The sequence below is a fragment of the Mycolicibacterium grossiae genome (assembly GCF_008329645.1).
Classification (GTDB): Bacteria; Actinomycetota; Actinomycetes; order Mycobacteriales; family Mycobacteriaceae; genus Mycobacterium; species Mycobacterium grossiae.
On record NZ_CP043474.1, the window covers coordinates 5471465 to 5497395 of the forward strand.

31 protein-coding genes are annotated in these 25931 nt (G+C 71.6%); 16 read left to right on the forward strand and 15 right to left on the reverse strand.

Features of this window, described 5'->3' with window-relative positions; all coding sequences use genetic code 11:
* Positions 1-8 precede the first annotated feature (8 nt).
* Positions 9-620 carry a hypothetical protein gene (locus tag FZ046_RS26100; protein WP_070352115.1) on the forward strand — a complete coding sequence of 204 codons (612 nt, stop codon included), beginning with the start codon at positions 9-11 and terminating at the stop codon, positions 618-620.
* Positions 621-663: 43 nt separating this feature from the next.
* Entirely contained in the window at positions 664-1743 is a 1080-nt protein-coding gene (locus FZ046_RS26105) for an Rv1157c family protein (protein ID WP_149484345.1), read from the forward strand.
* A gap of 100 nt (positions 1744-1843) precedes the next feature.
* On the opposite strand, the gene FZ046_RS26110 is transcribed toward FZ046_RS26105, so the two are convergent.
* Together FZ046_RS26110 and FZ046_RS26115 are read right to left on the reverse strand one after the other, a co-directional pair.
* A complete protein-coding gene (locus FZ046_RS26110) occupies positions 1844-1993 on the reverse strand; it encodes a DUF1059 domain-containing protein (RefSeq protein WP_070354788.1) in 150 nt (49 codons plus the stop codon).
* Between the two features lie 122 nt (positions 1994-2115).
* Positions 2116-2712 carry an HhH-GPD-type base excision DNA repair protein gene (locus FZ046_RS26115; protein WP_070354789.1) on the reverse strand — a complete coding sequence of 199 codons (597 nt, stop codon included), beginning with the start codon at positions 2710-2712 and terminating at the stop codon, positions 2116-2118.
* Positions 2713-2780: 68 nt separating this feature from the next.
* Here FZ046_RS26115 and FZ046_RS26120 point away from each other — a divergent pair, with 68 nt between their 5' ends.
* From FZ046_RS26120 to FZ046_RS26150, 7 genes are all read left to right on the forward strand, one after another.
* Positions 2781-3983, forward strand: coding sequence for a sensor histidine kinase (locus tag FZ046_RS26120; protein ID WP_070354790.1), 1203 nt, complete (start codon positions 2781-2783; stop codon positions 3981-3983).
* Positions 3984-3993: 10 nt separating this feature from the next.
* The gene (locus FZ046_RS26125) at positions 3994-4833 is read left to right on the forward strand and encodes a LytR/AlgR family response regulator transcription factor (protein ID WP_070354791.1); all 840 of its coding nucleotides are present in this window, start codon (positions 3994-3996) and stop codon (positions 4831-4833) included.
* Positions 4826-5191, forward strand: a complete 366-nt coding sequence (locus FZ046_RS26130) for a hypothetical protein (RefSeq protein ID WP_070354792.1) — start codon at positions 4826-4828, stop codon at positions 5189-5191. The genes FZ046_RS26125 and FZ046_RS26130 overlap by 8 nt, the downstream gene beginning before the upstream one ends.
* The gene (locus FZ046_RS26135; RefSeq protein WP_070354793.1) at positions 5188-6939 is read left to right on the forward strand and encodes a sodium/solute symporter; all 1752 of its coding nucleotides are present in this window, start codon (positions 5188-5190) and stop codon (positions 6937-6939) included. Before FZ046_RS26130 ends, FZ046_RS26135 begins: the two co-directional genes overlap by 4 nt.
* 149 nt (positions 6940-7088) lie before the next feature.
* Complete coding sequence (locus tag FZ046_RS26140) at positions 7089-7439, forward strand: DUF485 domain-containing protein (protein WP_070354825.1); 351 nt, start codon at positions 7089-7091, stop codon at positions 7437-7439.
* Complete coding sequence (locus tag FZ046_RS26145) at positions 7436-9064, forward strand: monocarboxylic acid transporter (RefSeq protein ID WP_070354794.1); 1629 nt, start codon at positions 7436-7438, stop codon at positions 9062-9064. Before FZ046_RS26140 ends, FZ046_RS26145 begins: the two co-directional genes overlap by 4 nt.
* A 194-nt stretch (positions 9065-9258) precedes the next feature.
* Positions 9259-10374: an MFS transporter gene (locus FZ046_RS26150; RefSeq protein WP_070354826.1), complete on the forward strand. Its 1116-nt coding sequence runs from the start codon at positions 9259-9261 to the stop codon at positions 10372-10374.
* Positions 10375-10403: 29 nt separating this feature from the next.
* On the opposite strand, the gene FZ046_RS26155 is transcribed toward FZ046_RS26150, so the two are convergent.
* The gene (locus FZ046_RS26155; protein ID WP_070354795.1) at positions 10404-10613 is read right to left on the reverse strand and encodes a DUF5302 domain-containing protein; all 210 of its coding nucleotides are present in this window, start codon (positions 10611-10613) and stop codon (positions 10404-10406) included.
* 51 nt (positions 10614-10664) lie between these two features.
* On the reverse strand, positions 10665-11108 hold the full coding sequence (locus FZ046_RS26160) for a PPOX class F420-dependent oxidoreductase (RefSeq protein WP_070354796.1): 444 nt from the start codon (positions 11106-11108) through the stop codon (positions 10665-10667).
* 69 nt (positions 11109-11177) lie between these two features.
* Here FZ046_RS26160 and FZ046_RS26165 point away from each other — a divergent pair, with 69 nt between their 5' ends.
* Positions 11178-11726 carry a DUF1697 domain-containing protein gene (locus FZ046_RS26165; protein ID WP_070354827.1) on the forward strand — a complete coding sequence of 183 codons (549 nt, stop codon included), beginning with the start codon at positions 11178-11180 and terminating at the stop codon, positions 11724-11726.
* Entirely contained in the window at positions 11723-12550 is an 828-nt protein-coding gene (locus tag FZ046_RS26170) for a class I SAM-dependent methyltransferase (RefSeq protein WP_211372259.1), read from the forward strand. Before FZ046_RS26165 ends, FZ046_RS26170 begins: the two co-directional genes overlap by 4 nt.
* Here the strand turns inward: FZ046_RS26170 and FZ046_RS26175 are convergent.
* On the reverse strand, positions 12547-12912 hold the full coding sequence (locus FZ046_RS26175; RefSeq protein ID WP_070354797.1) for an Rv1152 family transcriptional regulator: 366 nt from the start codon (positions 12910-12912) through the stop codon (positions 12547-12549). The genes FZ046_RS26170 and FZ046_RS26175 overlap by 4 nt on opposite strands.
* Before the next feature lie 37 nt (positions 12913-12949).
* On the opposite strand from FZ046_RS26175, the gene FZ046_RS26180 reads away from it, so the two are divergent.
* Entirely contained in the window at positions 12950-13663 is a 714-nt protein-coding gene (locus tag FZ046_RS26180; protein ID WP_070354829.1) for an NAD-dependent deacylase, read from the forward strand.
* Here the strand turns inward: FZ046_RS26180 and FZ046_RS26185 are convergent, their stop codons facing one another.
* From FZ046_RS26185 to FZ046_RS26195, 3 genes are read right to left on the reverse strand one after another with little or no spacing between them, the layout of a single operon-like run.
* Positions 13664-14326 carry a class I SAM-dependent methyltransferase gene (locus tag FZ046_RS26185; RefSeq protein WP_070354798.1) on the reverse strand — a complete coding sequence of 221 codons (663 nt, stop codon included), beginning with the start codon at positions 14324-14326 and terminating at the stop codon, positions 13664-13666.
* On the reverse strand, positions 14319-14999 hold the full coding sequence (locus tag FZ046_RS26190; RefSeq protein ID WP_070354799.1) for a TetR/AcrR family transcriptional regulator: 681 nt from the start codon (positions 14997-14999) through the stop codon (positions 14319-14321). Before FZ046_RS26190 ends, FZ046_RS26185 begins: the two co-directional genes overlap by 8 nt.
* Complete coding sequence (locus tag FZ046_RS26195) at positions 15000-17300, reverse strand: MMPL family transporter (RefSeq protein WP_070354800.1); 2301 nt, start codon at positions 17298-17300, stop codon at positions 15000-15002.
* Between the two features lie 125 nt (positions 17301-17425).
* Between FZ046_RS26195 and FZ046_RS26200 the strand changes: the two genes are divergently transcribed.
* On the forward strand, positions 17426-17974 hold the full coding sequence (locus FZ046_RS26200) for a DoxX family protein (protein WP_070354830.1): 549 nt from the start codon (positions 17426-17428) through the stop codon (positions 17972-17974).
* A 93-nt stretch (positions 17975-18067) separates the two neighbouring features.
* A complete protein-coding gene (locus FZ046_RS28205; protein WP_099046010.1) occupies positions 18068-18190 on the forward strand; it encodes a hypothetical protein in 123 nt (40 codons plus the stop codon).
* 219 nt (positions 18191-18409) lie between these two features.
* On the opposite strand, the gene FZ046_RS26210 is transcribed toward FZ046_RS28205, so the two are convergent.
* From FZ046_RS26210 to FZ046_RS26220, 3 genes are read right to left on the reverse strand one after another with little or no spacing between them, the layout of a single operon-like run.
* Entirely contained in the window at positions 18410-19402 is a 993-nt protein-coding gene (locus FZ046_RS26210) for an NAD(P)H-dependent flavin oxidoreductase (protein ID WP_070354801.1), read from the reverse strand.
* Positions 19403-19410: 8 nt separating this feature from the next.
* The gene (locus FZ046_RS26215; RefSeq protein WP_070354802.1) at positions 19411-20175 is read right to left on the reverse strand and encodes a 3-hydroxyacyl-CoA dehydrogenase; all 765 of its coding nucleotides are present in this window, start codon (positions 20173-20175) and stop codon (positions 19411-19413) included.
* A gap of 54 nt (positions 20176-20229) precedes the next feature.
* Positions 20230-21321 carry a CaiB/BaiF CoA transferase family protein gene (locus tag FZ046_RS26220; RefSeq protein WP_070354803.1) on the reverse strand — a complete coding sequence of 364 codons (1092 nt, stop codon included), beginning with the start codon at positions 21319-21321 and terminating at the stop codon, positions 20230-20232.
* A gap of 100 nt (positions 21322-21421) precedes the next feature.
* Between FZ046_RS26220 and FZ046_RS26225 the strand changes: the two genes are divergently transcribed.
* Complete coding sequence (locus tag FZ046_RS26225; RefSeq protein ID WP_070354804.1) at positions 21422-22240, forward strand: enoyl-CoA hydratase; 819 nt, start codon at positions 21422-21424, stop codon at positions 22238-22240.
* 24 nt (positions 22241-22264) lie between these two features.
* Here FZ046_RS26225 and FZ046_RS26230 read toward each other — a convergent pair whose 3' ends face one another.
* The 4 genes from FZ046_RS26230 to FZ046_RS26245 form a co-directional block, all read right to left on the reverse strand.
* Positions 22265-22525 (reverse strand): hypothetical protein, encoded by a 261-nt coding sequence (locus tag FZ046_RS26230; RefSeq protein WP_125939808.1) that lies wholly within the window; start codon positions 22523-22525, stop codon positions 22265-22267.
* A gap of 91 nt (positions 22526-22616) precedes the next feature.
* Positions 22617-23312: a CPBP family intramembrane glutamic endopeptidase gene (locus FZ046_RS26235; protein WP_070354806.1), complete on the reverse strand. Its 696-nt coding sequence runs from the start codon at positions 23310-23312 to the stop codon at positions 22617-22619.
* Positions 23309-24457, reverse strand: a complete 1149-nt coding sequence (locus FZ046_RS26240; RefSeq protein ID WP_070354807.1) for an NAD(P)H-binding protein — start codon at positions 24455-24457, stop codon at positions 23309-23311. The genes FZ046_RS26235 and FZ046_RS26240 overlap by 4 nt, the downstream gene beginning before the upstream one ends.
* A 53-nt stretch (positions 24458-24510) precedes the next feature.
* Positions 24511-25029, reverse strand: a complete 519-nt coding sequence (locus FZ046_RS26245) for a gamma carbonic anhydrase family protein (protein ID WP_070354831.1) — start codon at positions 25027-25029, stop codon at positions 24511-24513.
* A gap of 175 nt (positions 25030-25204) precedes the next feature.
* Here FZ046_RS26245 and FZ046_RS26250 point away from each other — a divergent pair, with 175 nt between their 5' ends.
* A complete protein-coding gene (locus FZ046_RS26250; protein WP_070354808.1) occupies positions 25205-25924 on the forward strand; it encodes a fasciclin domain-containing protein in 720 nt (239 codons plus the stop codon).
* The last annotated feature ends 7 nt before the right edge of the window (positions 25925-25931 follow it).

Below are 25931 nucleotides of genomic sequence, written 5' to 3' on the forward strand. Positions count from 1 at the left end.
GAAGAACCATGCACTTCGCTCGAAAACTGTTCGCCGCCAGCATGATCGGTGTCGCCGGCACCGTCGGCGCGGCGCTGGCGCTGAGTGCGCCGGCCGCCGCGGAGCCCGCTCCGGCTCCGGCTCCCGCGCCCGCCGCGCCGAGCATCCCCGGCCTGCCGTTCCTGAACCTGGCCAACGCGCCGATGATGCTGCAGGGCCTGGCCTCGACGCTGTCCGGTGCCACCGGGGCCGCCTCCCCGGCCGCCGTGCCCGCGGCGACGCCGACCGCCTCGGCGACGCTGAACCTGCCGCCCGGCCAGGGTCCGCTGGGTCTGGCCCCCGCGGCACCCGCTGCGGCCGCCGCCCCGGCCGCTGCCGCCGCTGCACCGGCGGCCCAGGGCCTGGTGCCGTCGGCCGAGGTGAACCTGCCGCAGGTGCCGGGCACCCCGCTGCCGCAGCAGGTCGACCTGCCCGGTGACCTCTCGTCGCTGATGCCCGCCGGCACGCCGCTGTCCAACCTGCTGCCGAAGCCGGCCGCCCCGGCCGCTCCCGCAGCACCGGGTGCCCCGGCGCCGACCACCGGCGCGCAGAGCTTGCAAAGCCTTGCGCCGCTGGTGTTCCCGGCGTCCGCCCTGCCCTGACCCACGCCGACGACGCAGTAACCGAAACCGATACGGGAGAGTCATGTCATCGATGAGGACACTGGTCGTCGCGCTCGGCGCGTCGGCGGCACTGACCTTCGGCCCGGGCATCGCCCATGCCGAACCGGTGCCGCCGGCGCCCCTACCCATCAGCGACGTGCAGGCGCCCGGCCTGCCCGCCGTGCAGAGCCTCGGCCCCGTCATCCAGCAGGCCGCGGCCGATCCCGGCAACGCCGCGTCCATGCTGATGGCGGCGGCGGCGGCCTTCGCCGGCGACTCCGCCGCGGCACCGGATTCGCGCAACGTCGCGGCGGCGGTCAACAGCTTCGTCACCGATCCGCAGGCCGCCCAGGTGGCGCACGTCCCCGCCGCGGGCGCTGCCCCCGGCGCCGACGCCCACCTGCCGGCCGGTGTGAACCCCGCCCACGCGGTCGGACCGGTCCCCGACGCCGCCCCCGCCGCGGCACCGCAGGCCGCGCCCGCCCCGCAGGCCGCGCCGGCTCCCGCACCCGAGGCGGCCCCGGCCCCCGCACCCGAGGCTGCTCCCGCACCCGCACCCGCTCCTGCACCAGAGGCCCCTCCGGCCCCCGCCCCCGACGCGGTGCCCGCCGCGGCCGCCGCACCCGGGACCGCCCCGGACGCCGTTCCTGCCCCCGCGCCCGATGGCGCCGCGCCCGCCCCCAACGGCGCCAACGCGCCGGGCTTCGGCCCGGACGCGCCGGTCACGCAGGACTTCATGTACCCGTCGATCAGCAACGGGTGCCTCAAGGACGGCGGCAACGTCCTGGCGACCGCGATCTCGGTGGCCGGTCCGGCGAAGATTCCGGCGCCCGGTCCCGCCGCGGGACAGACGGCCTACGTGTTCACCGCGATGGGCACCCCGGGGCCCGCCGCGGAGCAGAAGCTGCCGCTCAACGTCACCTGGGTCAACCTCACCACGGGCAAGTCGGGGTCGGCGACGCTCAAGCCGCAGGCCGACATCAACCCGGCAGGACCCACCACGCTGGTGGCGATCGCCGACACCGGCTCCGGCAGCATCATGTCGACGATCTTCGGTCAGGTGACGACGACCGAGAAGCAGTGCCAGTTCATGCCGACCATCGGCTCGACGGTGGTGCCCTGACCACCACCGTCTCCACCCGCGAGCGTGCGCGTCGACCCCTGACCGCCGGCCTGATTCACCGGCGCGACGCGCACGCTCGCGGCTTCGAGTTCGTGCGGGGTCAGTACGCCATGAAGAGGATCATCTCGCGGTCGTAATCCCGACCGGGATGTGCCTCCGCGAGGTGGGCCTGCGCCTTCTCCACGAGATCGTCCTCGTTGGTGCCGGTGATCGCCTCGCCGCACGGGCAGTTGAGATGTGTCTTCGCCATGTGACCACGATCCCACGAGCGCACCGTGGCGTCGTCACTGCTGCCGAGACTGCGGCCAGAACGCGATGAGGGGGAAAAAGCCGATCTCCCAGCAGGCTCGGCGCACGACGTGACCGCGAAGGTCAGCCCTTCGCCGCGCCGGCGGCCTTCGCGTCCTTCGCCTTCGCCTTGGCGGCCTTCTTGTAGGACCGCACCTTCTCCAGCGAGCCCGCGTCGACGACGTCGGCGATCGACATGTGGGTGCCCGCCGTGCCGTAGTCGCCGGCGGCCTCGCGCCAGCCCTGAGGCGTCACGCCGTACTGCTTGCCCAGCAGCGCGAGGAAGATCTTGGCCTTCTGCTCGCCGAACCCCGGAAGCGCCTTCAGCCGCCGCAGCACCTCGCGGCCGTCGGGGTCGCCCGCGGTCCACAGTGCGGCGGCGTTGCCGTCGTAGTCCTGCACGATGGCCCGCGCGAGGTCCTGGACGCGCTTGCCCATCGAGCCCGGAAAGCGGTGCACCGCGGGGCGTTCCGACACCAGCGCGATGAACGCCTCCGGGTCGTACTCGGCGATGTCGTGGGCGTCGAAGCCGCCCATCCGCTCGGCGATCTTGCGCGGCCCCGCGAACGCGACCTCCATCGGAATCTGCTGGTCGAGCAGCATCCCGACCAGCAGCGCGAACGGGTTCGACTCGAGGAGTTCGTCCGCCGCCGGATCCTGCACGAGCTGCAACTTCGCCATCGGCTCAGTCTATGGTGACCACACCGTGTGAAGATCCCCAACCGGGCACCGGTCGACTGCGAGGTGACATGCCGGGCGAAATCGCGATCGCCCTCGCGGCGGCGCTCATCGTGGCCACCGTCGTCGCCGCCGTGATCGCCGTCCGGACCCGCCGGGTGGTCGCCACACCCACCGAGCGCGCCACGCACGCCGCGCTGCACACCGCCTCGCTCGCCGCGCACGCGCTGCGCAACGGTCTGGGCGCCGAGTCCGCCCGGCAGGCGGCGCCGTTCCTGCGCCGGCTGACCGGGGCCGACGCGGTGGCCCTGTACGACGACACCGGCGAGCGGCTCGCCGAGGACGGCCCCTGGGCGGGCGACGGGCTGACCGACGCCGACGCCGCGACCGCCGCGGCGCTGGCCGGGCAGCGACGCAGCATGGGGCGGCACGCCACCGGCGCACTCGTCGCGCAACCGATGGTCACCGACGGCGGTGACACCCTCGGCGTGCTCGTCGTGGCCACCGCGCGCGACCCCGGCCCCGGCACGCTCGGCGCGATCGGCGAGGTGGCCCGGTACGCCGCCAGCCAGCTCGAACTCGCCGACCTCGACGCGTCGCGCGCCCGGCTCGACCGCGCCGAGGTGCTCGCGCTGCGCGCCCAGATCAGCCCGCACTTCATCTACAACGCGCTCAACACCATCGCGTCGTTCGTGCGCACCGATCCCGACCGCGCGCGCGAGCTGATCCTGGAATTCGCCGACTTCACCCGCTACTCGTTCCGGTCGGCGGGCCAGTTCACGACGCTGGCCGACGAGCTGCGCAACATCGACCGCTACCTGACGCTGGAACGCGCCCGCTTCGGTGACGCCCTGGCCGTGCGGCTGCGGGTGGCGCCGGAGATGCTCGGCGTCGTCGTCCCCTTCCTCGCGCTGCAACCGTTGGTGGAGAACGCCGTTCGGCACGGGCTGGCCGGCCGCGGCGGCGGCATGCTGGAGATCGTCGCCTACGACGACGGCACCGACTGCGTCATCACCGTCGAGGACGACGGCGTCGGCATGGATCCCGACGCGCTGCGCTCGGGTCCCGCCGATGCGCTGGCCGACGGGTCGGCGCCGTCGGCCGGGCACTCCGCCCATGTCGGGCTGACCAATGTCGACCATCGGCTGCGCGCGGCGTTCGGCAACGACTACGGTCTCGTTGTCGAGACGGCGGTCGACGCGGGCACCAAGGTCGTCATGCGGGTGCCCAAGTTCCGGTCCGGCGTCCACGCCGCAGGAGGTTCGCGAGGATGAAGGCGCGAGGATGAAGGCACTGACGGTGCTGGCCGTCGACGACGAGGCGCCCGCCCTCGACGAGCTGGCCTACCTGCTCGGCGAACACCCGTGCATCGGCGAGGTGATCACGGCCGGGGACGCGACCTCGGCGCTGCGCGAACTCAACGCCCGCAGCGTCGACGCGGTGTTCCTCGACATCAACATGCCGGGCCTGTCGGGCCTCGAACTCGCCGCGGTGCTGGCCAACTTCACGTCCCGTCCCGCGGTCGTGTTCGTCACCGCCCACGACGACAAGGCCGTCGAGGCGTTCGACGTCGGCGCCGTCGACTACCTGCTCAAGCCGATCCGTCCCCGCCGCCTCGACGAGGCGGTGCGCCGGGTGCTCGCCACCGACGCCACGAACGCCACCAAGCCGGAGGCCGACGAGGCACCTCGCGAGGAGGCGCGCGACGACCGGCCGACCGACGCTGAGGCCGCGGACCCCGACGCCCGCGCCGACGTCATCCCCGCCGAACTCGGCGGAATCACCCACCTGGTGCCGCGCGACACGATCGGCTGGGTGGAGGCCGAGGGCGACTACGCCCGGCTGCACTCCTCCTCCGGTGCGCACCTGGTCCGCATCCCGCTGAGCACGCTCGAATCCCGTTGGCGCAACCGGGGGTTCCAGCGCATCCACCGGTCCTACCTGGTAGCGCTGCGGCAGGTCACCGGGCTGCGCACCACCGACGGCGCCGTGCTGGTGCGGCTGCGCGCCAACGGCGCCTCCCCCGCCGTCGAGCTGCCCGTGAGCCGGCGGCAGGCGAAGGAACTGCGCGACCGGCTGGTCCGCGACCCGATGCGCCACCTGCGCCCCGCCGCCGATGACTAGGCCGCAGCGCGAACGCGTCGTGCTCTCCCACCGGCGCGGCGCACGCGTGATCCGCACGCGCGTCGAAGTGCAGGAGCAGACACCGGTCGGCGACGCGCTGGTGCGCGGGCTGGTGCGTGCCCAACTCGGGCTGGCGCTGCGCCTGGCCGCGGTGGCCGTCGGCGCGGTGGCCGCGGTCCCGCTGATCATCGTCGCGTTCCCCGACGTGTCCGACGTGCGGGTGCTCGGCATCCGCCTCAACTGGCTCGTCCTCGCCGTGGCGGTCTACCCCGTGCTGTACGGCGTCGGCCGGCTCTACGTGCGGCTCGCCGAGCAGGGCGAGCGCGACTTCGTCCGCGTGGTCGACGGCGAACCGTGACCGCGGCGCCGCTCACCGCCGCCGCGCTGCTGGCCGCCGCCCTGGCGACCGTGGTGATCGGCCTGTACGGAAACCGGTTGTCGCGCACCACCTCCGACTTCCTGGTGGCCTCCCGGAGCATCGGTCCGCAGTGGAACGCCGCCGCCATCTCCGGCGAATACCTCTCGGCTGCCTCGTTTCTCGGCGTGGCCGGGCTCATTGCCAAGTACGGCGCCGACGCGCTGTGGTACCCCGTCGGCTTCACCGCGGGCTACCTCGGGCTGCTGCTCTTCGTCGCCGCCCCGCTGCGCCGGTCGGGCGCCTACACCGTGCCCGACTTCGCCGAGTTCCGGCTCGGTTCGGTACGGCTGCGCAAGGTCGCGATGCTCGTCGTGGTGGTCGTCTGCACGTTCTACCTGGTGCCGCAGTACCAGGGCGCGGGTCTCGCGCTCAAGACGCTGCTCGGCCTGCCGGTGTGGGTGGGCCCGGTGACGGTCGGGGTCATCGTCATCGTCAACGTGGTGGGCGGCGGCATGCGGTCCATCACGTTCGTGCAGGCGTTCCAGTACTGGCTCAAGCTCACCGCGATCGCCGTGCCCGCCTTGGTCCTGCTGGCGCTCGTGCTGCGCGACGGCTCCGACCTCGGCGGCCCGCTGCCGCCGCGCGTCGGGCAGGAGACCACGGTCGCCGTCGAGACCGACGTGGTGGTGGGCGTCGCGGCCCCGGCCGGGATCGTCGTCACCGGCACCGTCGACGGCCGGTCCGTCGCCGACGCCCCGCTGGGCGCACCCGGGGAGTACGCGCTGGCCGCCGGCACCACGTTGCGACTGGCGGCCGGGGCGGTGACGCCGGTGGTCGCCGGGGCGCCGGGCGCGGGCGAGGACCGGCTGGCCTCCGGCGGCGGTCTGGGCGGCGATCACCCGACCTACCAGGTGCTCTCGATCATCATCGCGACGTTCCTCGGCACGATGGGACTGCCGCACGTGCTGGTGCGCTTCTACACCAACCCCGACGGCCGGGCCGCCCGCCGCACGGCGCTCGCGGTCATCGCCCTGCTGTCGCTGTTCTATCTCTTCCCCACGCTGCTCGGCGTCTTCGCCCGGCAATTCGTGCCGCAGTTGCTCATCACCGGCACCGCGGACGCCGCGGTACTCCTGGCGCCCAGCGCGGCGGTCGGTGGTGCCTCCGCCGTCGCCTGGCTCGCCCCGGCACTCGCCGCCCTGGTCGCCGCGGGCGCCATCGCGGCGTTCCTCGCGACGTCGTCCGGGCTGCTGATCAGCATCGCCGGCGCGCTGTCCACCGACGTCCTGGGCGGCCGGGTCCGCGACTTCCGCGTCGCCGCGCTCGTCGGCGGCATCGTCCCCGTTCCGCTTGCCCTGCTCGCGTCGTCGCTGGAACTGTCCCGCAGCGTCGGCCTCGCGTTCGCGGTGGCGGCCTCGACGCTGTGCCCGCTGCTCGTCCTCGGCGTCTGGTGGCGCGGGTTGACGGCGGCCGGTGCGGCCGCCGGCCTGGTGGTCGGCGGCGTCGCGTCCGGGGTGGCGACGACGCTGTCCATCGCCGGCGGCCTGGACGACGATCTGCTCGGCGGTTGGCCCGCCGCAATCGTCGGCTACCCGGCGGCGGTCACCGTGCCGCTCGCGTTCGTCGTGATGGTGGTGGTGAGCAGATGCACCGCAGCGACGCACCCGGCCGACGTGGCGCGCAGCTTCGCCCGGATGCACCTGCCCGAGCACCTGGGCATGGGAGCCGACCGACTCCCGGGTGACTGACCGTTCGTCGCCGCCCGGGGACCGCTCACCGCAGCGGCCCACGAATTCGGCGTCCCACGCCGGGGAAAGCCCCCTGTTGTGACCTGAGTCTCAATAGGCTCGGCCGCAGTCCATCGTCACATGACAGGAGTGCCGCGGTGCCCGAGACCATGCCCACCGATCCCGCCGCCGCGATCAGCGGCGAACGGTACCTGGCAGTACAAGCCAGTCCGGAGTTCCAGGAGTTGCGCCACCGGCTGCGCCGCTTCGTGTTTCCCATGACGGCGTTCTTCCTCGTCTGGTATGGCCTGTACGTCATCCTCGGCGCCTTCGCCCACGACTTCATGGCCACCCCGGTGTGGGGCAACGTCAACGTCGGCCTGCTGATCGGCCTCGGCCAGTTCCTCTCGACCTTCGTGATCACCGGCCTGTACGTCCGGTTCGCCAACCGGGAACTCGACCCCCGCGCCGCCGCGCTGCGCACCGAACTCGAGGCCGAGATCGCGGGCGGTGCCCGGTGACGCACTACCTCGCCGCCGAGACCATCGGCAACCCGGCCGCCAACATCGGCATCTTCTCGCTCTTCGTGGTCGTCACGATGGTCGTGGTGATCCGGGCCAGCAAGCGCAACGCCACGGCCGACGAATTCTTCACCGGCGGCCGCGGCTTCTCTGGACCGCAGAACGGCATCGCCATCGCCGGGGACTACCTGTCTGCCGCCAGCTTCCTCGGCATCGCCGGCGCGATCGCGGTCTACGGCTACGACGGCTTCCTGTACTCGATCGGCTTCCTGGTCGCCTGGCTGGTGGCGCTGCTGCTGGTCGCCGAATTGCTGCGCAACACCGGCCGGTTCACCATGGCCGACGTGCTGAGCTTCCGGCTCAAGCAGCGCCCGGTCCGGTTGGCCGCGGCCACGTCGACCCTCACGGTGTCGCTGTTCTACCTGCTGGCGCAGATGGCCGGCGCCGGTGGCCTCGTCGCGCTGCTGCTCGACGTCACCAGCTCGGCCGGCCAGGCCATCGTCATCGCCGTCGTCGGCGTGCTGATGATCGTCTACGTCCTCGTCGGCGGCATGAAGGGCACCACCTGGGTGCAGATCATCAAGGCCGTGCTGCTGATCGCCGGTGCCGGGTTGATGACGATCATGGTGCTCGCAAAGTTCGGGCTGAACTTCTCCGAGATCCTCGGCGCCGCACAGACGGCCGTGTCCGGCTCGGCGAGCGAGGCCATCGCCAGCCGTGACGTGCTCGCCCCCGGCGCGCAGTACGGCGGGTCGGTCACCTCGCAGATCAACTTCCTCTCGCTGGCGATCGCGCTGGTGCTCGGTACCGCGGGTCTGCCGCACGTGCTGATGCGCTTCTACACGGTGCCGACGGCCAAGGAAGCCCGCCGCTCGGTGGTGTGGGCGATCGCGCTGATCGGCGCCTTCTACCTGTTCACCCTGGCGCTCGGGTACGGCGCAGCGGCCATCGTCGGACCGGACCGCATCATGGCGGCGCCCGGCAAGGTGAACTCGGCGGCGCCGCTGCTGGCCTTCGAACTGGGCGGCGTGGTCCTGCTGGGCATCATCTCCGCGGTCGCCTTCGCGACGATCCTCGCGGTGGTCGCGGGCCTGACCATCACCGCGTCGGCGTCGTTCGCGCACGACATCTACGCATCGGTCCTGAAATCGCACAGGGTGACCGAGGCCGAGCAGGTGCGGGTCTCGCGGATCACCGCGGTGGTGCTCGGCGTGCTGGCGATCGGCCTGGGCATCCTCGCCAACGGGCAGAACGTCGCGTTCCTGGTGGCACTGGCCTTCGCGGTCGCGGCGGCGGCGAACCTGCCGACCATCGTGTACTCGCTGTACTGGCGGCGTTTCAACACCCGCGGCGCGCTGTGGAGCATGTACGGCGGTCTGATCTCGACGATCGTGCTGATCGTGTTCTCACCGGCGGTGTCTGGATCGGCGACCGCGATGATCCCCGGCGCGGACTTCGACTTCTTCCCGCTGGCCAACCCCGGCATCGTGTCGATCCCGCTCGCGTTCATCCTCGGCATCGTCGGCACCCTGACGTCGCCGGACGACGAGGATCGGGCGGTGGCCGCGGAGATGGAGGTCCGATCGCTGACCGGCATCGGCGCGGAGAAGGCCATCTCGCACTAGCAGCCGCGACACCGTCGGCCTCCCGCGCTCACCGGCTCGGGGGGCCGACGGCGTTGCCGGTGCCTCATACGGCGGGAAGTCCGGGTGCCGCCCGTGCGTTGACACCGGGCGTGCTCGACACTCGACCCGTGACACCGAACGAGACGCGCTCGCGCCCGGCGCTCGCCCTGCTGGCCTACGTCTTCGCGGCGGCGATGATGGGCACGACGCTGCCCACGCCCATCTATGCGCTGTACGCCGAGCGCATGCACTTCTCGGTGCTGACGACGACGGTGATCTTCTCGACCTACGCGGTGGGCGTGCTCAGCGCGCTGCTGGTGCTCGGGCGGTGGTCGGACGCGGTGGGCCGCCGACCGATGCTGCTCGCCGCCGTCGCCTTCGCCGCGGCCAGTGCGGCGGTGTTCCTGATCGCCGACAGCGTGCCGGTGCTGCTGCTCGGCCGCCTGCTCTCCGGCTTCTCGGCGGGCATCGCGACGGGCACGGCCACGGCCGCGATCGTCGAGTCGGTCCCCGAGGCCCGCCGCGCCGTGGCCGCCGTGGTGGCGACCATCGCCAACATCGGCGGGCTGAGCCTGGGCCCCATCGTGGCCGGCCTGCTGGTGCAGTACGTGCCGCACCCGCTGCAGGTCCCGTTCGTGCTGCACGTCGGACTGCTGGTGCTCGCGGCCGCCGCGGTGTGGCTGGTGCCGGAGACCTCCGACCGCACGGGCCGAATCGGGTTGCAGCGCCTGTCGATTCCGCCGGAGACCCGTGCCGTCTTCACCACCGCCGCGACCGCCGCCTTCGCCGGCTTCACCGTCACCGGGCTCTTCATGGCCGTCGCGCCGTCGTTCCTGTCGACCGTCATCGGCATCGGAAACCACGCCGTCGCCGGGGCGGTCGCCAGCACGATCTTCATCGCCTCGGCGATCGCCCAGGTCGCCGCCAAGGACATGGACTCCCGGCGCGCGGTCGCCATCGGCTGCGCCATCCTCATCCTCGGCATGGCGACACTGGCGGTGGCGCTGCGGATCTCGTCGCTGCCGACGCTCATCGGTGCGGCCATCGTGGCCGGCATCGGGCAGGGCATCAGCTTTAGCCGCGGCCTGGCGGCCGTGGTGGAGGCGACGCCGACCGCGCGGCGCGCCGAGGTCAGCTCGACCTACTTCGTCGTGGCCTACGTCGCGATCTCGCTGCCGGTCGTCGGCGCGGGCGAGGCGGCCCAGCACTGGGGTCTGCGCACCGCGGGCATCGTGTTCGCGATCGCCGTCGCGGCGCTGTCGGCGGTCTGCCTGGCGGCGATCCTGTGGCAGGAGCGCACGGCGCGATAGGCGTCAGCCGTCCCCGCGTGAGATAGGCGTCAGCCGCTCTTGCGGCGGAACTCCCGGCGGTTCTCCACCGGGCCGTGCGACGTCGGCTGCTTGCGGCCGCCGTCGCGGTGGTCGGCGCCGCGCCCGCCCGCGGCCTTCTTGCGCTCGAGCGCCTCGCGGAACTTGCGCCGGGTGTCGTCGCTCCCGGATGGGGCGTCTGCGGGATTGATGTCTCCGGCGTCCTCGGGCTTCTCGGGCATGCCCGGAAGACTAGCGTGGCGCCGCGGCGGCGTCGCCCCGTTTACCGGGCGTCAGCGGATGCCGGGCGGCAGGCCGTAGAGGTGCGCGATCGGCAGCGTCAGCAGCACCCTGCGGTCGTCGACCATCGCGCGTCGGTAGTCGTCCCAGTCGGGATGCTCGCCGGCGACGTTGCGGTACAGCGCGATCAGCGCCTCCACCGTGTCGTCGTCGGGCGCAGCCGCCGGCGGGGTGAGGACGGCGTCGCCCTCGGCCACCGCGTAGGACCAGCCGTCGTCGGAGCCGACGTGCAGCGACGCGCGCGCATCGCGGCGCAGGTTGCGGGTCTTGGCCCGCGGCTCGGTCACCGACACCTGGATGGCGACCGCACGCGGGTCGAAGTGATACGTGACCGTGGACAGCTGGGGTCTGCCGTCCCGTTTGACGGTGGCGAGCACGCCGAGCGAGTTGCCCTTGATGACGGCCAGCAGCTTGTCGTCGAACACGTGACGGGTCATGGTCGCCAGCCTACGACCGCCACCCCGGACCCGACCCGCAATCGCCCGCGGCTGCCTACCATGACCGGCATGACCCGCTACGCGCTGTTCCTGCGGGGGGTGAACGTCGGCGGCGTCACCCTGAAGATGGCCGACGTCGCCGCGACGCTTGCCGGCGCCGGATTCGGCGCGGTGCGGACCGTCCTCGCGAGCGGCAACGTCCTGGTCGACAGCCCGGACGACGTCGCGGACGTACGGTCCGGAGCCGAAGCGGCGCTGCGGGATTCGTTCGGCTACGAGGCCTGGGTGTTGACGTACCCGGTCGAGGAGGTGCGCGCGGTCTCGCGGGCGTACCCGTTCGAGCGGGAGGTGCAGGGCCACCACTCGTACGTCACCTTCGTCGCCGACGCCGACGTGCTCGACGAACTCGCCGCCCTCGGCGAGGATCCCGGCCCGGGCGAACGCATCGCGCGCGGTGACGGCGTCCTGTACTGGCAGGTGGCCCGCGACCACACGCTGGCGTCGGCGGTCGGCAAGACCATGGGCCGCAAGCGCTACAAGTCCTCGACCACCACCCGCAACCTCCGCACCGTCGACAAGCTGCTGCTATCCGCCGATTCGGTACATTCGCGGTCGTGACGAAGCCCAAGGTCGACGCCCTGCTGACCGGTGTGTCCGAGACCGCGCTGCTGACGCTGCAGGTGCGGGCCAGCGAGGCCCGCAGGCCCGACGCGATCATCGACGACCCGATGGCGATCGAGCTGGTCGACCGGATCGCCTTCGACTTCGCGAAGTTCGGTTACTCCCGCAGGCAGGACATGGCGCTGCGGGCGCTCGCCTTCGACCGTGCCACGCGGGACTACCTGCGCGACCACCCGAAGGCCACCGTCGTGGCCCTCGCCGAGGGGCTGCAGACCAGCTTCCACCGGCTCGCCGCCGGGCCGTACGGCGACCAGTTTCGTTGGCTGACGGTGGATCTCCCGCCGATCGTCGAGCTGCGTTCGACGCTGCTGCCCGCCTCCGACCGCGTCGAGGTGTGCGCGCAGTCGGCCCTGGACTTCAGCTGGATGGACCGCGTCGACCCGGATCACGGCGTGTTCGTCACCGCCGAGGGACTGCTGATGTACCTGCAGCCGACCGAGGCGATGTCGATCATCACCGAATGTGCGCGCCGGTTCCCCGGCGGCCGGATGATGTTCGACCTGCCCCCGTCGTGGTTCGCCGCCTGGGCGCGGCGCGGCATGCGGACGTCGCTGCGCTACCGCGTGCCGCCCATGCCGTTCGCGATGTCGGCGTCCGAGGCCGCGCGCCTGGTGGACGTGGTCCCGGGTGTGCGGGCGGTGCACGACGTGACGCTGCCGGCCGGACGCGGCCGCATCCTCAACACGGTGCTGTGGGCCGCCCAGCGCATCCCGCTGCTGGACCCGGTGCGCCCGGCGTTGACGCTGCTCGAGTTCGGTTAGCCGAACGCGGCTTCGACGTAACCGAGCGCGGCCACCTTGTCGACGCCGAGCGAGCGGGCCGCCGCCGCGTACGCGTGCGCGGCGCTGGCCATCGCCGAGTCGGCCGGATCGGCGCGCGCGACGAAGGTGCCGAACCGTCCCCTGGTCTCCACGATGCCCGCCGCCTCGAGTTCGCGGTAGGCCCGCGCCACGGTGTTCACGGCCATGGACAACTCACCGGACAGTTCGCGGACGGTGGGCAGTCGCGTCCCCGGCGCGAGCCGCCCTTCCCGAATCCCCGCGATGATCTGCATCCGCAATTGATCGAACAGCGGTTTCGCAGCGTGCGGATCGACGCGAACCCATTCCCCCAAATCGGTCACTCGCACAGTATGCCGAAGAAGGTCTACTTTGGTGGGCGTGCAAGTGACCGTGCTCAGCGGAGCCGGTATCTCGGCCGAGAGTGGCGTTCCGACGTTCCGTGACGTCGAGACCGGGCTGTGGGCCAAGGTCGACCCGTACGAGATCTCCAGCAGCGACGGCTGGCGGCGCCACCCGGAGAAGGTGTGGGCCTGGTACCTCTGGCGGCACTACATGATGAAGGCCGTCGAACCGAACGACGGCCACCGTGCGGTCGCGGCCTGGCAGGACTACGCCGAGGTGCACGTCGTCACCCAGAACGTCGACGACCTGCACGAGCGGGCCGGCAGCAACCGCGTCTACCACTTGCACGGCAGCCTGTTCTCGTTCCGGTGCGACCGCTGCGACGCGCCCTTCTCCGGCGACCTGCCCGCGATGCCGGAGCCGGTCGAGACCGTCGAGCCGCCGACCTGCCGCTGCGGCGGCATGGTGCGTCCCGACGTGGTGTGGTTCGGCGAGGCGCTGCCGTCGGACGCGTGGGACCGCGCGGTGGCGGCGGTGAACGCCGCCGACGTCGCGATCGTCGTCGGCACGTCGGCGGTCGTCTACCCGGCGGCGGGCCTGCCCGAGATGGCGGTGGCCCGTGGCATCCCCGTCATCGAGGTGAACCCCGAACCGACGGCCCTCTCGGCCGCCGCGACGCTCAGCCTGCGCGAGACCGCCGCGACGGCGCTGCCGACGCTGCTGCAGCGGTTGCCGGTGCTGCTGGGCTGATCAGGCCGGACGGACCGCGCGCCCGATCGCCGTCTCCGACACCGGCATCGGCAGCCACGTCGGCAGCACCCACTCGTGGCGCGCGCGCAGCACGGCGAACCCGGCGTCGGCGATGGAGCGCTCGGTGTTGCGGTGGGCGTGGCAGTTGCCGAGCAGCCGCGGCCACACCGTCGCATCGGCGAGGCGCTGCAGGCGCCCCCGGGCGCCCTCGCTCGCCACGTGCTCCAGGTAGCGCAGCTCCCCGCCCGGCCGCAGCAATGAGAACAGTTGCCGCAGAACGACATCGGGGTCGTCGACCGAGCACAGCACCAGCGAGCACACCACGGCGTCGAAGCGTCCCGGCGCCGAGGCGGCGAACGCCTCGACGGTGTCGGTCGACACCGTCACCCGCACCGGGACGACCGCGGCGGCGCCCTTGGCCTGGTCGGCGAGCCTCGCTTCGGGTTCGACGGCGACCACCTCGGTGACCGTGGCCGGATAGTGCGCGAAGTTCGTTCCCGTGCCGGCGCCCACCTCGAGGACCCGGCCGGACAGGCCCGCGAGGTTCTCCCGCCGCAGCGCGCGAACCGTCTCGGGCTCGCGCGTCGACATCCGCGACCAGAGGGCGGCGAAGAACGGGTTGTCGACGGTCGGGCCGGCGCCAGGGGTGGTCGGGTCAGCCATCGGTGAGCTCCTTCACGCGGTCGACGATCTGCGCGGGTGACAGGTCGGGGTCCATCGATCCCATCACGATCCTGCCGCAGCACGCGGCCCGCAACACCCGGTCGGCGAAGTCGTCGACGTCGCCGAAGGGCAGGTACGGCCGTGAGATCAGCAGTGCGGCAACGCCGTGCGCGACGGTCAGCAGCTCGAGGCTCATCACGGTGACGTCGCCGGGCGGATAGGTGCCCTCGTCGACGAGCGCCTGCACCGAGTCGCGCAGGTGGGCGAACGCCGAGCTGTTGAGCGTCAGGTCGACGTCGCTGCCGGGGCGGGGCTCCCCCATGGTGGCGATGCGGTACAGCTCCGGGGTCCGCAGCGCGAACTGCACGTAGGCCATGCCCTGGGCCCACAGCCGGTCGACGGTCGCCGTCTGCTCGGCGGCCACCTGCTGCATGACCTCGTCGAGGCGCTCGAAGTACCGGGCGCACACCGCGTCGAGCAGCGCGTCCTTGTCGGCGAAGTGCAGGTAGATCGACGGCGGGGTGACGCCCACGTGGGCGGCCACGGCCCGGATCGAGACGGCCTTGCCGCCTTCGTCAAGTAGCAGCTCGGTGGCGGCGTCCATGATCTCCTCGCGGAGCTGGTCGCCGGAGCCGCGGGCGGCGCGGCGCCGGCGTGCCGGTTCGTCGGCCACCTAGCGGGCCTCGCTGGTCGCCAGCGTCGGCGCGTCGCCGGACGGGTCGACGTCGGATCCGGACTCGCTGATCCCGATGCGTTCGTGCAGCCGGACCAGCGGCGCCGGCGCCCACCAGTTCCAGCCGCCCATGACGTGCATGAACGACGGCACCAGGAGCATCCGAACCAGCGTCGCGTCGACCAGGACGGCGAGCGTCAGCCCGACGCCGAACATCCGCATGAACGAGACCTCGGCGGCGATCAGCGCGGCGAACGAGATCGACATGACGAGCGCCGCCGCGGTGATGACCCGGCCGGTGCGCGCGAGGCCGAGCGCCACCGCCTCGTCGTTGTCCGCGCGTGCCCCCCGGTACCGCGACCCGGCGCCGCGGTCGGCGCGCAGCGTCAGCCAGTTCTCGCGGATGCGGGCGACCAGGAACACCTCGTAGTCCATGGACAGGCCGAAGGCGATGCAGAACAGCAGCACCGGCATGTTGGCGACCAGCGTGCCGGTGGGCGTGGTGCCGAGTGCGCCGAGGTGGCCCTCCTGGAAGATCCACACCAGCGCGCCGAACGCGGCGGTCAGCGACAGCACGTTGAGCACGATGGCCTTCACCGGTAGCACCACCGAACCGGTCAGCAGGAACAGCAGCCCGAACGTGATGACGGCGATCAGCCCGAGGACCAGCGGCAACCGGCTGGTGATGGCGTCGACGCTGTCGCGGTTCACCTGGGCGGTGCCCGCGAACCAGACGGCGCGCCCGTCCGGTCCGGCGACCGCGTGCAGCGCGTCCAGCTGCGCGTCCGAGCGGTCGGAGAACAGCGGCGCGCTGCTGCCGACGGTGAGGAACGCGCGGCCGTCGGTGATCGCCGTCGGCCCGCTCGGCGGACCGACCCGGTCGCCGCCGGCGAACGTGCCCCCGGGCGCCGACACCGAGGTGACGTCGGTGACGCGCGACAGTTCGGCGGCGTAGCGGTCGAACTGGGGCTGGGTCAGTCCGTCGGCGTCGGGGACGACGATGGTGACCGCGGTCGACGAGTCGTCGGCGTAGTCCTCGCGCAGCTGGTCGCCGACCTGGTGCGCCGACGCCGAGGTCGGCAGTACGCGTTCGTCGGGGAAGCCCCACTTCACCGACAGGAACGGCACGCCCAACGCCAGCAGCAGGACGACGACGGCCAGCCCGATGGGCATTGCGCGCCGCGTGACCAGGCGTGTCGAGCGGTACCAGAACAGCTGCTCGACAGGGCGCGCCGCCAGCGGCGGGCGGCGGAACAGCCGCCGCACGGGCGTGCGGACGTCGAGCGCGTCGAGCCGGTCGCCGAGGAGGTAGATGGCGGCCGGAGTGACGAGCACGGCCGCCGCGGCGGCGAAGCCCACCGTCGCGATGCCGGCGTAGGCGAAGGACTTGAGGAAGTACATGGGGAACAGCAGCATCGCGGCCATCGACAGGGCGACGGTGACGGCGGAGAACAGCACGGTGCGCCCGGCGGTGCTCATGGTGCGGACGAGCGCCCGCTCGCGGGGCAGGCCCTCGGCGAGTTCGTCGCGGTAGCGGCTGATGATGAGCAGGGTGTAGTCGATGGCCAGCGCCAGACCCATGGCCGTCGACAGGTTGAGCGCGAAGATCGAGACGTCGGTGCCGAACGTGATGACGCGCAGCACGGCCATCGTGCCGAGGATGGCGAGGCCGCCGATCAGCATGGGCAGGGCGGCGGCGACGAGCCCGCCGAACACCCAGACCAGCACGACGAAGCTGAGCGGGACGGCGATCGACTCCATGAGCAGCAGGTCGCGCTCGGTCTGGGCGTTGATCTGCGCGTACACCATTGCCGCGCCGCCGGCACGGACGGTGACGCCATCGTGGTCGTGCACGACCTCGTCGGCGAGGGCCTTCGCGTACTTCTGAGCGTCGTTCTCGCCGCCGTTCAGCCCGGCGACGATCAGCCCGGAGGTGCGGTCGCGGCTAGTGAGGTCGGCGGCGGCCTGCGGCGGGACGGTCCACGCCGAGGTGAGGCTGGCGACGTGCGGCGACTGGCGGAAGCGGTCGACGATTCCGGTCGCGACCTCGCGTGCGGCGGGGCTGTCGAAGCCCTCCGGCGAGGTGACGGTGACGAGCATCTGCATGTCGCCCTGGTCGAAGGTCTTCACGAGCAATTCGGTCGCCTGGGCGGACTCGCTGGTCGGGTCCTGGAAGCCCCCGGCGGACAAGCTCTTGGTCACCGGGATGCCGAAGACGGCGGTGCCGACCATCACCAGCAGGGCGACGGCGAGGATGCGGCGTGGTGCGGCGATGGCGAGCATGGCGATGCGACGGAGCATGACGGTCCCCTCGTCGTGGGTTATCGTCGGTAACTTATCAACGATAAGTCAGGCGGTCAACGCTTCCCGGCGCGCCGTCGCCGATTGCGTTCCCAGCCGCTGCACAGCGACCTATCGTGTCGGCCATGACGGACACCGACGCGCTGACGGTCGACGTACCCCGCCGCTCGCCCGCCCTGCCCGACCTGGGCCTGCTGCTCCTGCGCCTCGCGGCCGGCGCGACGATGCTGCAGGCCGGGCTGATGAAGGCCGTCGACTTCTCGAACACCGTCGGGTTCATGGAGTCCGGCGGCTGGCGGATGCCCGGCGTCGCCGCGTTCATGGTCACGGCCGCGGAGACCGTGGGGGGCCTCGGGCTCGTCCTGGGCGTGCTGACGCCGCTGGCGGCCTGCGCGGTACTCGCGGCGATGATCGACGCCTGGGCGGTCAACGTGTCGGGTGCCGCGTTCTGGTCCAACCCCTTCAACGTCCCGTTCCTCGTGGCGTTCATGGCGACGGCGCTGCTGTTCATCGGCGCCGGCCGCTTCTCCGTGGACGCGCGCGTCCTCGACCGACCGCGCTGGCCGGCGGCGATCGGCGTCGCGTCGTTCGTGGTCGCCGTCGCGGCGGCGGTCGCCACGTGGGTCCTGCTGAACGGCACCAACCCGCTGCATCTGACCAGCCCGGGTTCCTAACCGACGCGCGACCCTACCCACGGGTAAGAATTGCCACGGTTTTCAGAATCGTGACTCAAAGAACTCTTAGAGGTGATGGTTACTGTTCAGTACATGTGGATCGACGACACCAATGCCGATGTCATCAAGGTCGACTTCGACGCGCTCTACCACGGCGACGTCCTTGTCGAAGGTGACACCTCCGAGCAGTTCCCGGACCTCGCTACCGCCGTCTGATCGCCGGACTCCACGTCCGCGATTCGAGGTAGCTCGGCGCACCCGCGCGCCCGGCCCCGCCGGGTAGCGGTACGCCGCACCACCGTGAGCCACCGACCCGTGGGGGTCGGTGGCTTTCGTGTCGGTGGACTCGGCCGCAGACGTGCGGCGGGGTCGCGATCCGCGAGGGATCACGACCCCGACCACACTCCGTCTGCCGTGTGACCGCCGACCGTGTGTCTAGGCGCTCACCGGCGCGGCGGACACCATGCCGGCCAGCCGCCCGGCGATCAACTCCTCGGCCTCGCCGACGATGCGGGCGATCAGTTCCCCACACGTCGGGATGTCGTGGATCAGGCCCTGCACCGTGCCGACCGTCCAGATGCCCGCCTCCAGGTCACCGTCGTCGAACACCCGGCGGCCACGGACGCCCGCAACGAGGTCCTTGACGTCGGCGAACTCACCGCCGCGGTCGAGGATCTCCACGACTTCCCGTGACACGGTGTTGCTCGCCACCCGCGCGGTGTTGCGCAGCGGCCGGAAGATGAGTTCCGTCCCCCGCTCGTCACCGGCGACGATCGCCTCCTTGACGTTCTGGTGGATGCACGACTCCACCGTGCACATGAAGCGCGTGCCCATGTTGATGCCGTCGGCACCCAACGCCAGCGCGGCCACCAGGCCGCGTGCGTCGCCGAAACCACCCGAGGCGATCATCGGGATCTCGATCTGCCGGGCGGCGGCCGGGATCAGCACCAGGCCGGGCACGTCGTCCTCGCCGGGATGTCCGGCGCACTCGAAGCCGTCGATGCTGATGCCGTCGACGCCCAGGCTCTGCGCCTTCACCGCATGCCGCACCGAGGTGCACTTGTGCAGCACCTTGATGCCGTTGTCGTGGAACATCGGCAGGTGCGGCGCCGGGTTCGAGCCGGCGGTCTCGACGATCTTGACGCCAGAGTCGACGATCACCTGGCGGTACTCGTCGTACGGCGGCGGGTTGATCGACGGCAGGATGGTCAGGTTGACGCCGAAGGGCTTGTCGGTGAGATCGCGGGTCTTGTCGATCTCGCGGGCCAGGTCGGCCGGCGTCGGCTGCGTCAACGCGGTGATGAAGCCGAGACCGCCCGCATTCGCCACGGCGGCAACGAGTTCCGCGCGGCCCACCCACTGCATGCCACCCTGGGCGATCGGCGCCTCGACGCCGAAGACCTCGGTGAACTTCGTCCTGATGGCCATGGCCGCCGCTACCGGGGCGCCATGCGGATCGCGCCGTCGAGGCGGATGACCTCGCCGTTGAGCATCGGGTTCTCCACGATGTGCACGGCCAGCGCGCCGTACTCGTCGGGATCACCCAGCCGTGCCGGGTGCGGCACCTGCTGTCCCAGGGAGCGCTGCGCCTCCTCGGGCAGCGACCCCAGCAGCGGCGTCTTGAACAGACCCGGGGCGATGGTGCAGACGCGGATGAGGCTGCGGGACAGGTCGCGCGCGATCGGAAGCGTCATGCCGACCACGCCGCCCTTGGATGCCGAGTAGGCGGCCTGGCCGATCTGGCCCTCGAACGCCGCGACCGACGCGGTGTTGACGATGACGCCGCGCTCCTCGCCGTTCGGACCGGCGAGCGGTTCGGTCTTCGCGATCCGCTCGGCGGCGAGGCGCAGCACGTTGAACGTGCCGATCAGGTTGACCTCGACCACCTTGCGGAACCCGTCGAGCGGGAACGGCCCGTCCTTGCCGAGCGTCTTGATCGCGTTGCCGATGCCCGCGCAGTTGACGTTTATGCGCACTGGGCCCAGCGACTCGGCGACGTCGAGCGCCGCGGTCACGGCGGCCTCGTCGGTGACGTTCGCCTCGACGAACGTGGCGCGGTCACCGAGTGCCTCGACGGCTTCGGCGCCCTTCAGGTCGATGACCACGACGTTCGCGCCGGCGTCCAGCAGCCGCTTGGTGGTGGCCAGGCCGAGACCCGACGCTCCACCCGTCACGACCGCCACGGCGTCCTTGATCTGCACTGATCGATTCCTCTCTGTCGGTCGGCACCGTTGCCGACCACCGGTTGATTGGGACTACAGCCAGTCGCGCAGGACGGCGTCGGTGTCCGCGCCGGGCACGCCGGGCGGTGTCGGCGTCGCGGGGACGCTGCGCGAGAACCGCGGCGCGGGCGCCGGCTCGAGGTTGTCGCCGTCGCGGAAGAAGGTGTGGCGCTCGGTGATGTGCGGCTCGGTCTCCACCTCGCCGAAGCTGAGCACCGGCGTCACGCACGCATCGGTGCCGTCGAAGACCTTCGCCCAGTGATCGCGGTCCTGAGCGGCGAAGGCCGTGGTGAACACCTCGCGCAGCTCGGGCCACCGGGCGATGTCGTTCTGGTCGGGCAGCGCCGCCGGGTCGAGACCGAGGCCCTGCAGCAGCAACGCGTAGAACTGCGGCTCGATCGCGCCGACCGCCACGTACTTGCCGTCGGAGGTCTCGTAGGTGTCGTAGTACGGCGCACCGGTGTCGAGCATGTTGGTGCCACGGACGTCGCTCCACATCCCGGTGCCGCGGAAGCTCCACATCATCTGCATCAGCACGCTGGACCCGTCGACCATCGCCGCGTCGACCACCTGGCCCACCCCCGAGGTCTGTCGTTCCCACAGCGCCGCGAGGATGCCGACGAGCAGGAACATCGATCCGCCGCCGAAGTCACCGGCGAGGTTGAGCGGTGGCACCGGCTTCTCGTCCTTGCGGCCCACCGCATGCAGCGTGCCGTTGAGCGAGATGTAGTTGATGTCGTGCCCCGCCTGCTGCGCGCGCGGTCCGTCCTGACCCCACCCCGTCATGCGGCCGTAGATCAGGCGCTCGTTGACCTTCGCGCAATCCTCGGGGCCCAGCCCGAGGCGCTCGGTCACGCCGGGCCGGTAACCCTCGATGAGGACGTCGGCCTTGGCGATGAGATCGAGCACCAGCTTTCGGCCGTCCTCGCTCTTGAGATCGGCGGCGACCGAACGGCGGTTGCGCAGCATGGAATCGCGGCTCGGCATCACGCCGGTGCCGGGCTTGCGCGGCCGCTCGATCCGCACCACGTCGGCGCCGAGATCGCCGAGGATCATCGCCGCGTGCGGTCCGGGGCCGATGCCGGCCAGCTCGATGACTCGCAATCCCTGAAGTGGTCCCGCCATGGCCACGCCTCCTCGTCGTAGTTGACCGCCGACAAAGCTTACTTGTATAACCTTCTCGACGGTGTGCGGGCCTCGGCTCGCCCGAGGCGAGGCGAGGCCGATGACCACGACGCAGTCCACTTCCGGCGCCTACCAGGGCATCGACGACCTGATCGTCGAACTCTCCGACGGCGTGCTGGCGGTGACGCTGAACCGGCCCGACAGCCTGAACTCATTGACCGCGCCGATGCTGCACACGATCGGCGACGTGCTCGACCGCGCCGCCGGCGACCCCGCCGTGCGGGTGGTGCGCCTCGGCGGGGCGGGCCGCGGCTTCAGCTCGGGGGCCGGGATCGGCGCCGAGGACCACGCTCCGGGGGCGAGCGGGACGCCGGCCGACGTCCTGGCGGCCGCCAACCGGGCGGTGCGCGCCATCGTCGACCTGCCCAAGCCCGTCGTGTCGGTGGTGCGGGGCCCCGCGGCCGGCGTCGGCGTGTCGCTCGCGATCGCGGCCGACGTCGTCCTCGCCTCCGAGGAGGCCTATTTCCTGTTGGCATTCACGAAGATCGGGCTCATGCCCGACGGCGGCGCGTCGGCCCTCGTCGCCGCGGCGGTCGGTCGCACGCGTGCGATGCGGATGGCACTACTAGCCGAGCGCCTGCCCGCCGGCGAGGCACTGGCCGCCGGGTTGATCAGCGCTGTCTACCCGGCCGCCGACCTCGAGGCCGGGGTCGACGCGGTGCTCGCGACGCTGACGTCCGGTCCCGCGGTGGCGCTACGAAAGACCAAGCAGGCCATCAATGCTGCGACGCTCACCGAGTTGACCGGAGCACTCGACCGGGAGACCGAGGGTCAGCTGGCGCTGCTCGACGCCGATGACTTTCGCGAGGGCACCACGGCGTTCCGGGAGCGGCGCGCCGCCACCTTCACCGACCACTGACCTCGCCAACGGCGGGCAGAAGAGTCAGGCGTGTGCGGCGCTCCAGCCGAAACGGCGGTCGCGCTGATAGCGGTGATACGCGGCGCCGCGCGCGATGCCGATGGCGGCCGCGATCGGTCCCCAGTTGAGCCCGGCGGCGCGCGCACGGTCGACGGCGTGCTGCAACCGCTCCTGCGCGGCCTCGGTCCCGGGCCCGCGCCGTCCGGCCGCGAGGACGTCGGCGTTGGCATCCCGAATCGCTTGCAACATCGTGTCGACCTCGACGTCGTTCATCGCTCGCGTCACCGGTCCTCCTCTGTGCTCGCACTGACCCCGAACCCAAACGCAGTGTGACCAATTCCTCTCGGTGTCAAACAACCCCCGAGGGTCGAACGACTCAGACGCCGAAGATGGGCGGTAGGGCCAGCACCATGACGAGGCCCCAGAAGAAGTGCGTCAGCATCGGCGCCAGGATCCCGCCGGTCATACGGCGTTCGTAGGCGCAGACGTACCCGAGGATGACACCCGCGAAGCCGAGCATCGGGTTGCCGGCGGCCGAGACGGCGATGGCGTAGACGATGGTCGAGATCAGCACCGGGCGGAATCTGCCGAGGGCGCTGAACAGCGCGCCGCGGAAGAACATCTCCTCGGCCAGCCCGTTGATCAGCGTGATGAAGGTGACCAGCGCCAGCGAACCGTAGTCGGTGTACTCGAGCACCTGCACGATGTAGTCGCGGACCGGCGGGATCTCCCGCGCCACCAGGCCGCCGACGATGAAGATGGCCCCCAACCCGATGCCGATCACCGAACCGGTGATCAGCGGGCGGCGGTCGCGCGCACGGAAGCGCACCCGGCCCAGGTGAATCGGGCCCGAGAGCCGCGCACCCAGCGCCCACACCCCGGCGAGCGCCAGCGTCAGCCAGTAGAACGAGGTGTCTCCCGGTGGCCGCGTCAGCGAGTAGCCGAGGAGCACCGCACCGATGACGAGCACCACGACCACCACGGTGCGCCGGTGCCGCACCATGCCTTCGGGCTCCTCGCGCGGCGTCGCGCGCGAGCTGACGATGTTCCCGAACTCGCCGAAGATGCTCATGCGATGAGGCTCTTCGGCACCAGTCCGATCAGATGATCGAGACCTTGACGGACGGCTCCGGCAACGGGTTTCGGCACCACGGCCAGCAGGTCGAGCGCGGGCCGGGCGAAGCTCGGGGTGACCGCCGCGGCGAGGCGCCGGATACGGCGCAGGTCTCCGCCGGCCCACTGCGGGTCGGTGTCGGCGAGGTGATGCACGTCCTCCAGCTCGTTGACCGGACGGGCGCGGCGGGTGGACAGCGAGCGGGCGATCGCGTCCTCGATGCCCACCAGTCCGCCGGGCGGATCGGGCACCAGATCACGCAACCCGTCCTGGGTCGCCCGCATCGGGTAGTCGAGCGATTCGACGAGGTCGCCGGCGAGGCCGCCGGGCACCGGGAGGATCGCACCCGTCAGCCACGACACCACGCGGGTGTCGATGCCGCGCACCGGCAGTGCGGCCCGGCGCTCCCCCGCGATGCGCGCGTAGGCCCGCAGCAGGTCGCCGTAGGTGGTGGTCTCCGGGCCGGTGATGTCGTAGGACCCCGCCGGCACGCGGTCGGCGTCCGCCGCGGCGACGAGGTAGTGCAGGACGTCGGCCACCGAGATCGGATCGAGCGGGTTGTTGGCCCAGGCCGGCATCGGGATCACCAGGAAGCGGTCACCGACGTAGCGCACCATCTCGAACGAGGTGGACCCGGCGCCGATGACGATCGCCGCGCCGAGCCACACCACCTCGGGTCCGTCGTCGATCGTCAGCGCCTCGGCGACCTCCGCGCGGCTGGTGAGGTGTTCGGACAGCTGCCCCTCGGTCGGCACGAAGCCACCCAGGTAGACGATCCGGCGGACGCCCGCCGCGCGTGCGGCGCGGGCGACGTTCGCGGCCGCGGCGTTGTCGGCGTCGCGGAAGCCGGGCTGGCCGATGCCGTGCACCAGGTAGTAGACGACGTCGACGTCACCGGCGACGTGGAACGCACTGTCGACCGACGCCGCGTCGGCGGTGTCGAGGTAGACCGGCGTGACGTCCTCGATCCAGCCGAACCCCCCGAGCTTCTCGAGGTTGCGGCTGCCGACGACGACGTGGTGCCCCTCGTCGAGGAGGGAGCTGACCAACCGCGACCCGATGTACCCGGTGGCGCCGGTGACGAGCACTCGCAAGGGACTCACGCCACGTCCTGTACCCGGCGCCGTCGAATCGGAACCAGGATGTGGCCCGACCCTCAGGCGCCCCGGTGCATGTCGATGAGGTGCTGGTAGAGCAGGGCGTTGTTGCGGTTGTTGGTCACCTCGTCCTCGCTCAGTTCGCGGCGCACCTTGCCCGGTACGCCGGCGACGAGCGAGCCCGGCGGCACCTCGACGCCCTGGGCGACGACGGCGCCCGCGGCGACCAGGGAGCCGCGGCCGATGCGTGCGCCGTTGAGGACGACGGCGCCCATGCCGATGAGGCAGCCGTCCTCGATCGTGCAGCCGTGCAGCACGGCGTTGTGGCCCACGCTGACGTCGGTGCCGATCCGCGCCGGGAAGCCGGGGTCGACGTGGATGGTGACGTTGTCCTGGATGTTGGCGCCGTCGCCGATCTCGATCGGCTCGATCTCGGCGCGCAGCGTGGCGCCGTACCAGACGCTGGCCTTGGCGCCCAGCGAGATGCGGCCGACGAGCGCGGCGTTGGGGGCGACCCAGGCGTCGTCGTGCAGCTGCGGGGTGTGGCCGTTGACGGACAACAGGAGGGGCTCTGCCATGTCGAGCATGGTAGGCACGCCGCCGGTCGCGCGGTCACGCGCCGTGGCCAACGCCTGTGGTGTGGGTCACTGCGATTTTCGCCGGACCTCGCGCGGCACATACGATGCGCGAGGCGACGCGTCGGGGGATGCAACCGTTCGCCCGATGACGCAGAGAAGAGCTGAGGAGCCGATCGTGAAGACCCGTACCAGCAAGACCCTGGGCATGGCCGCGGCCGTCGCGGCGCTCGCGGTGTCGTTGCCCGTGGCGATCACCGCCCAGGCCGAGCCCACGCCGACGACCACCACCGTCAAGCCGCCTGCCGAGCCGCAGGGCAACTGCGACCCGCTGCGCAAGGAGCTGGCCACCGCAGGCACCACGCCCGCCGACCTGGCCCCGCTGCCCGTCGGTCAGGTGCTCGCCAAGATCCCGTCGCTGAGCACCTTCTACTCGGCGATCTCCGGTGGCCTGAACCCGGCCGTCAACGTCGTTCCGGTGCTGGAGAACGGCCCGTACGTCATCTTCGCGCCGAACAACGACGCCTTCGCCAAGCTGGACCCCGCGCAGCTCGAGTCGCTGAAGTCCGACCCGGCCGCGCTGACCAAGCTGGATTACTACCACGTCTTCCTCGGCCTGCTGAACCCCGGCGACGTCGCCGGCCAGCGGCCTACCCAGCAGGGTGAGGAGATCAAGGTGACCGGCAAGGACGGCGACATCAAGGTCAACGACACCGCCAAGGTGATCTGCGGTGGCATCTCGGCCGCCAACGCGCGGGTGTACATCATCGACACCGTGCTCGACCCGGCCGCACCGCCGGAGGCGCTGACCCCGCAGACGTCGTTCAGCAACACCGGCAAGCCGCTCACCCCGACGTCGACGACCAGCTCGTCGCCGTCGCCGGCGCCGACCGCCTGACGCACCA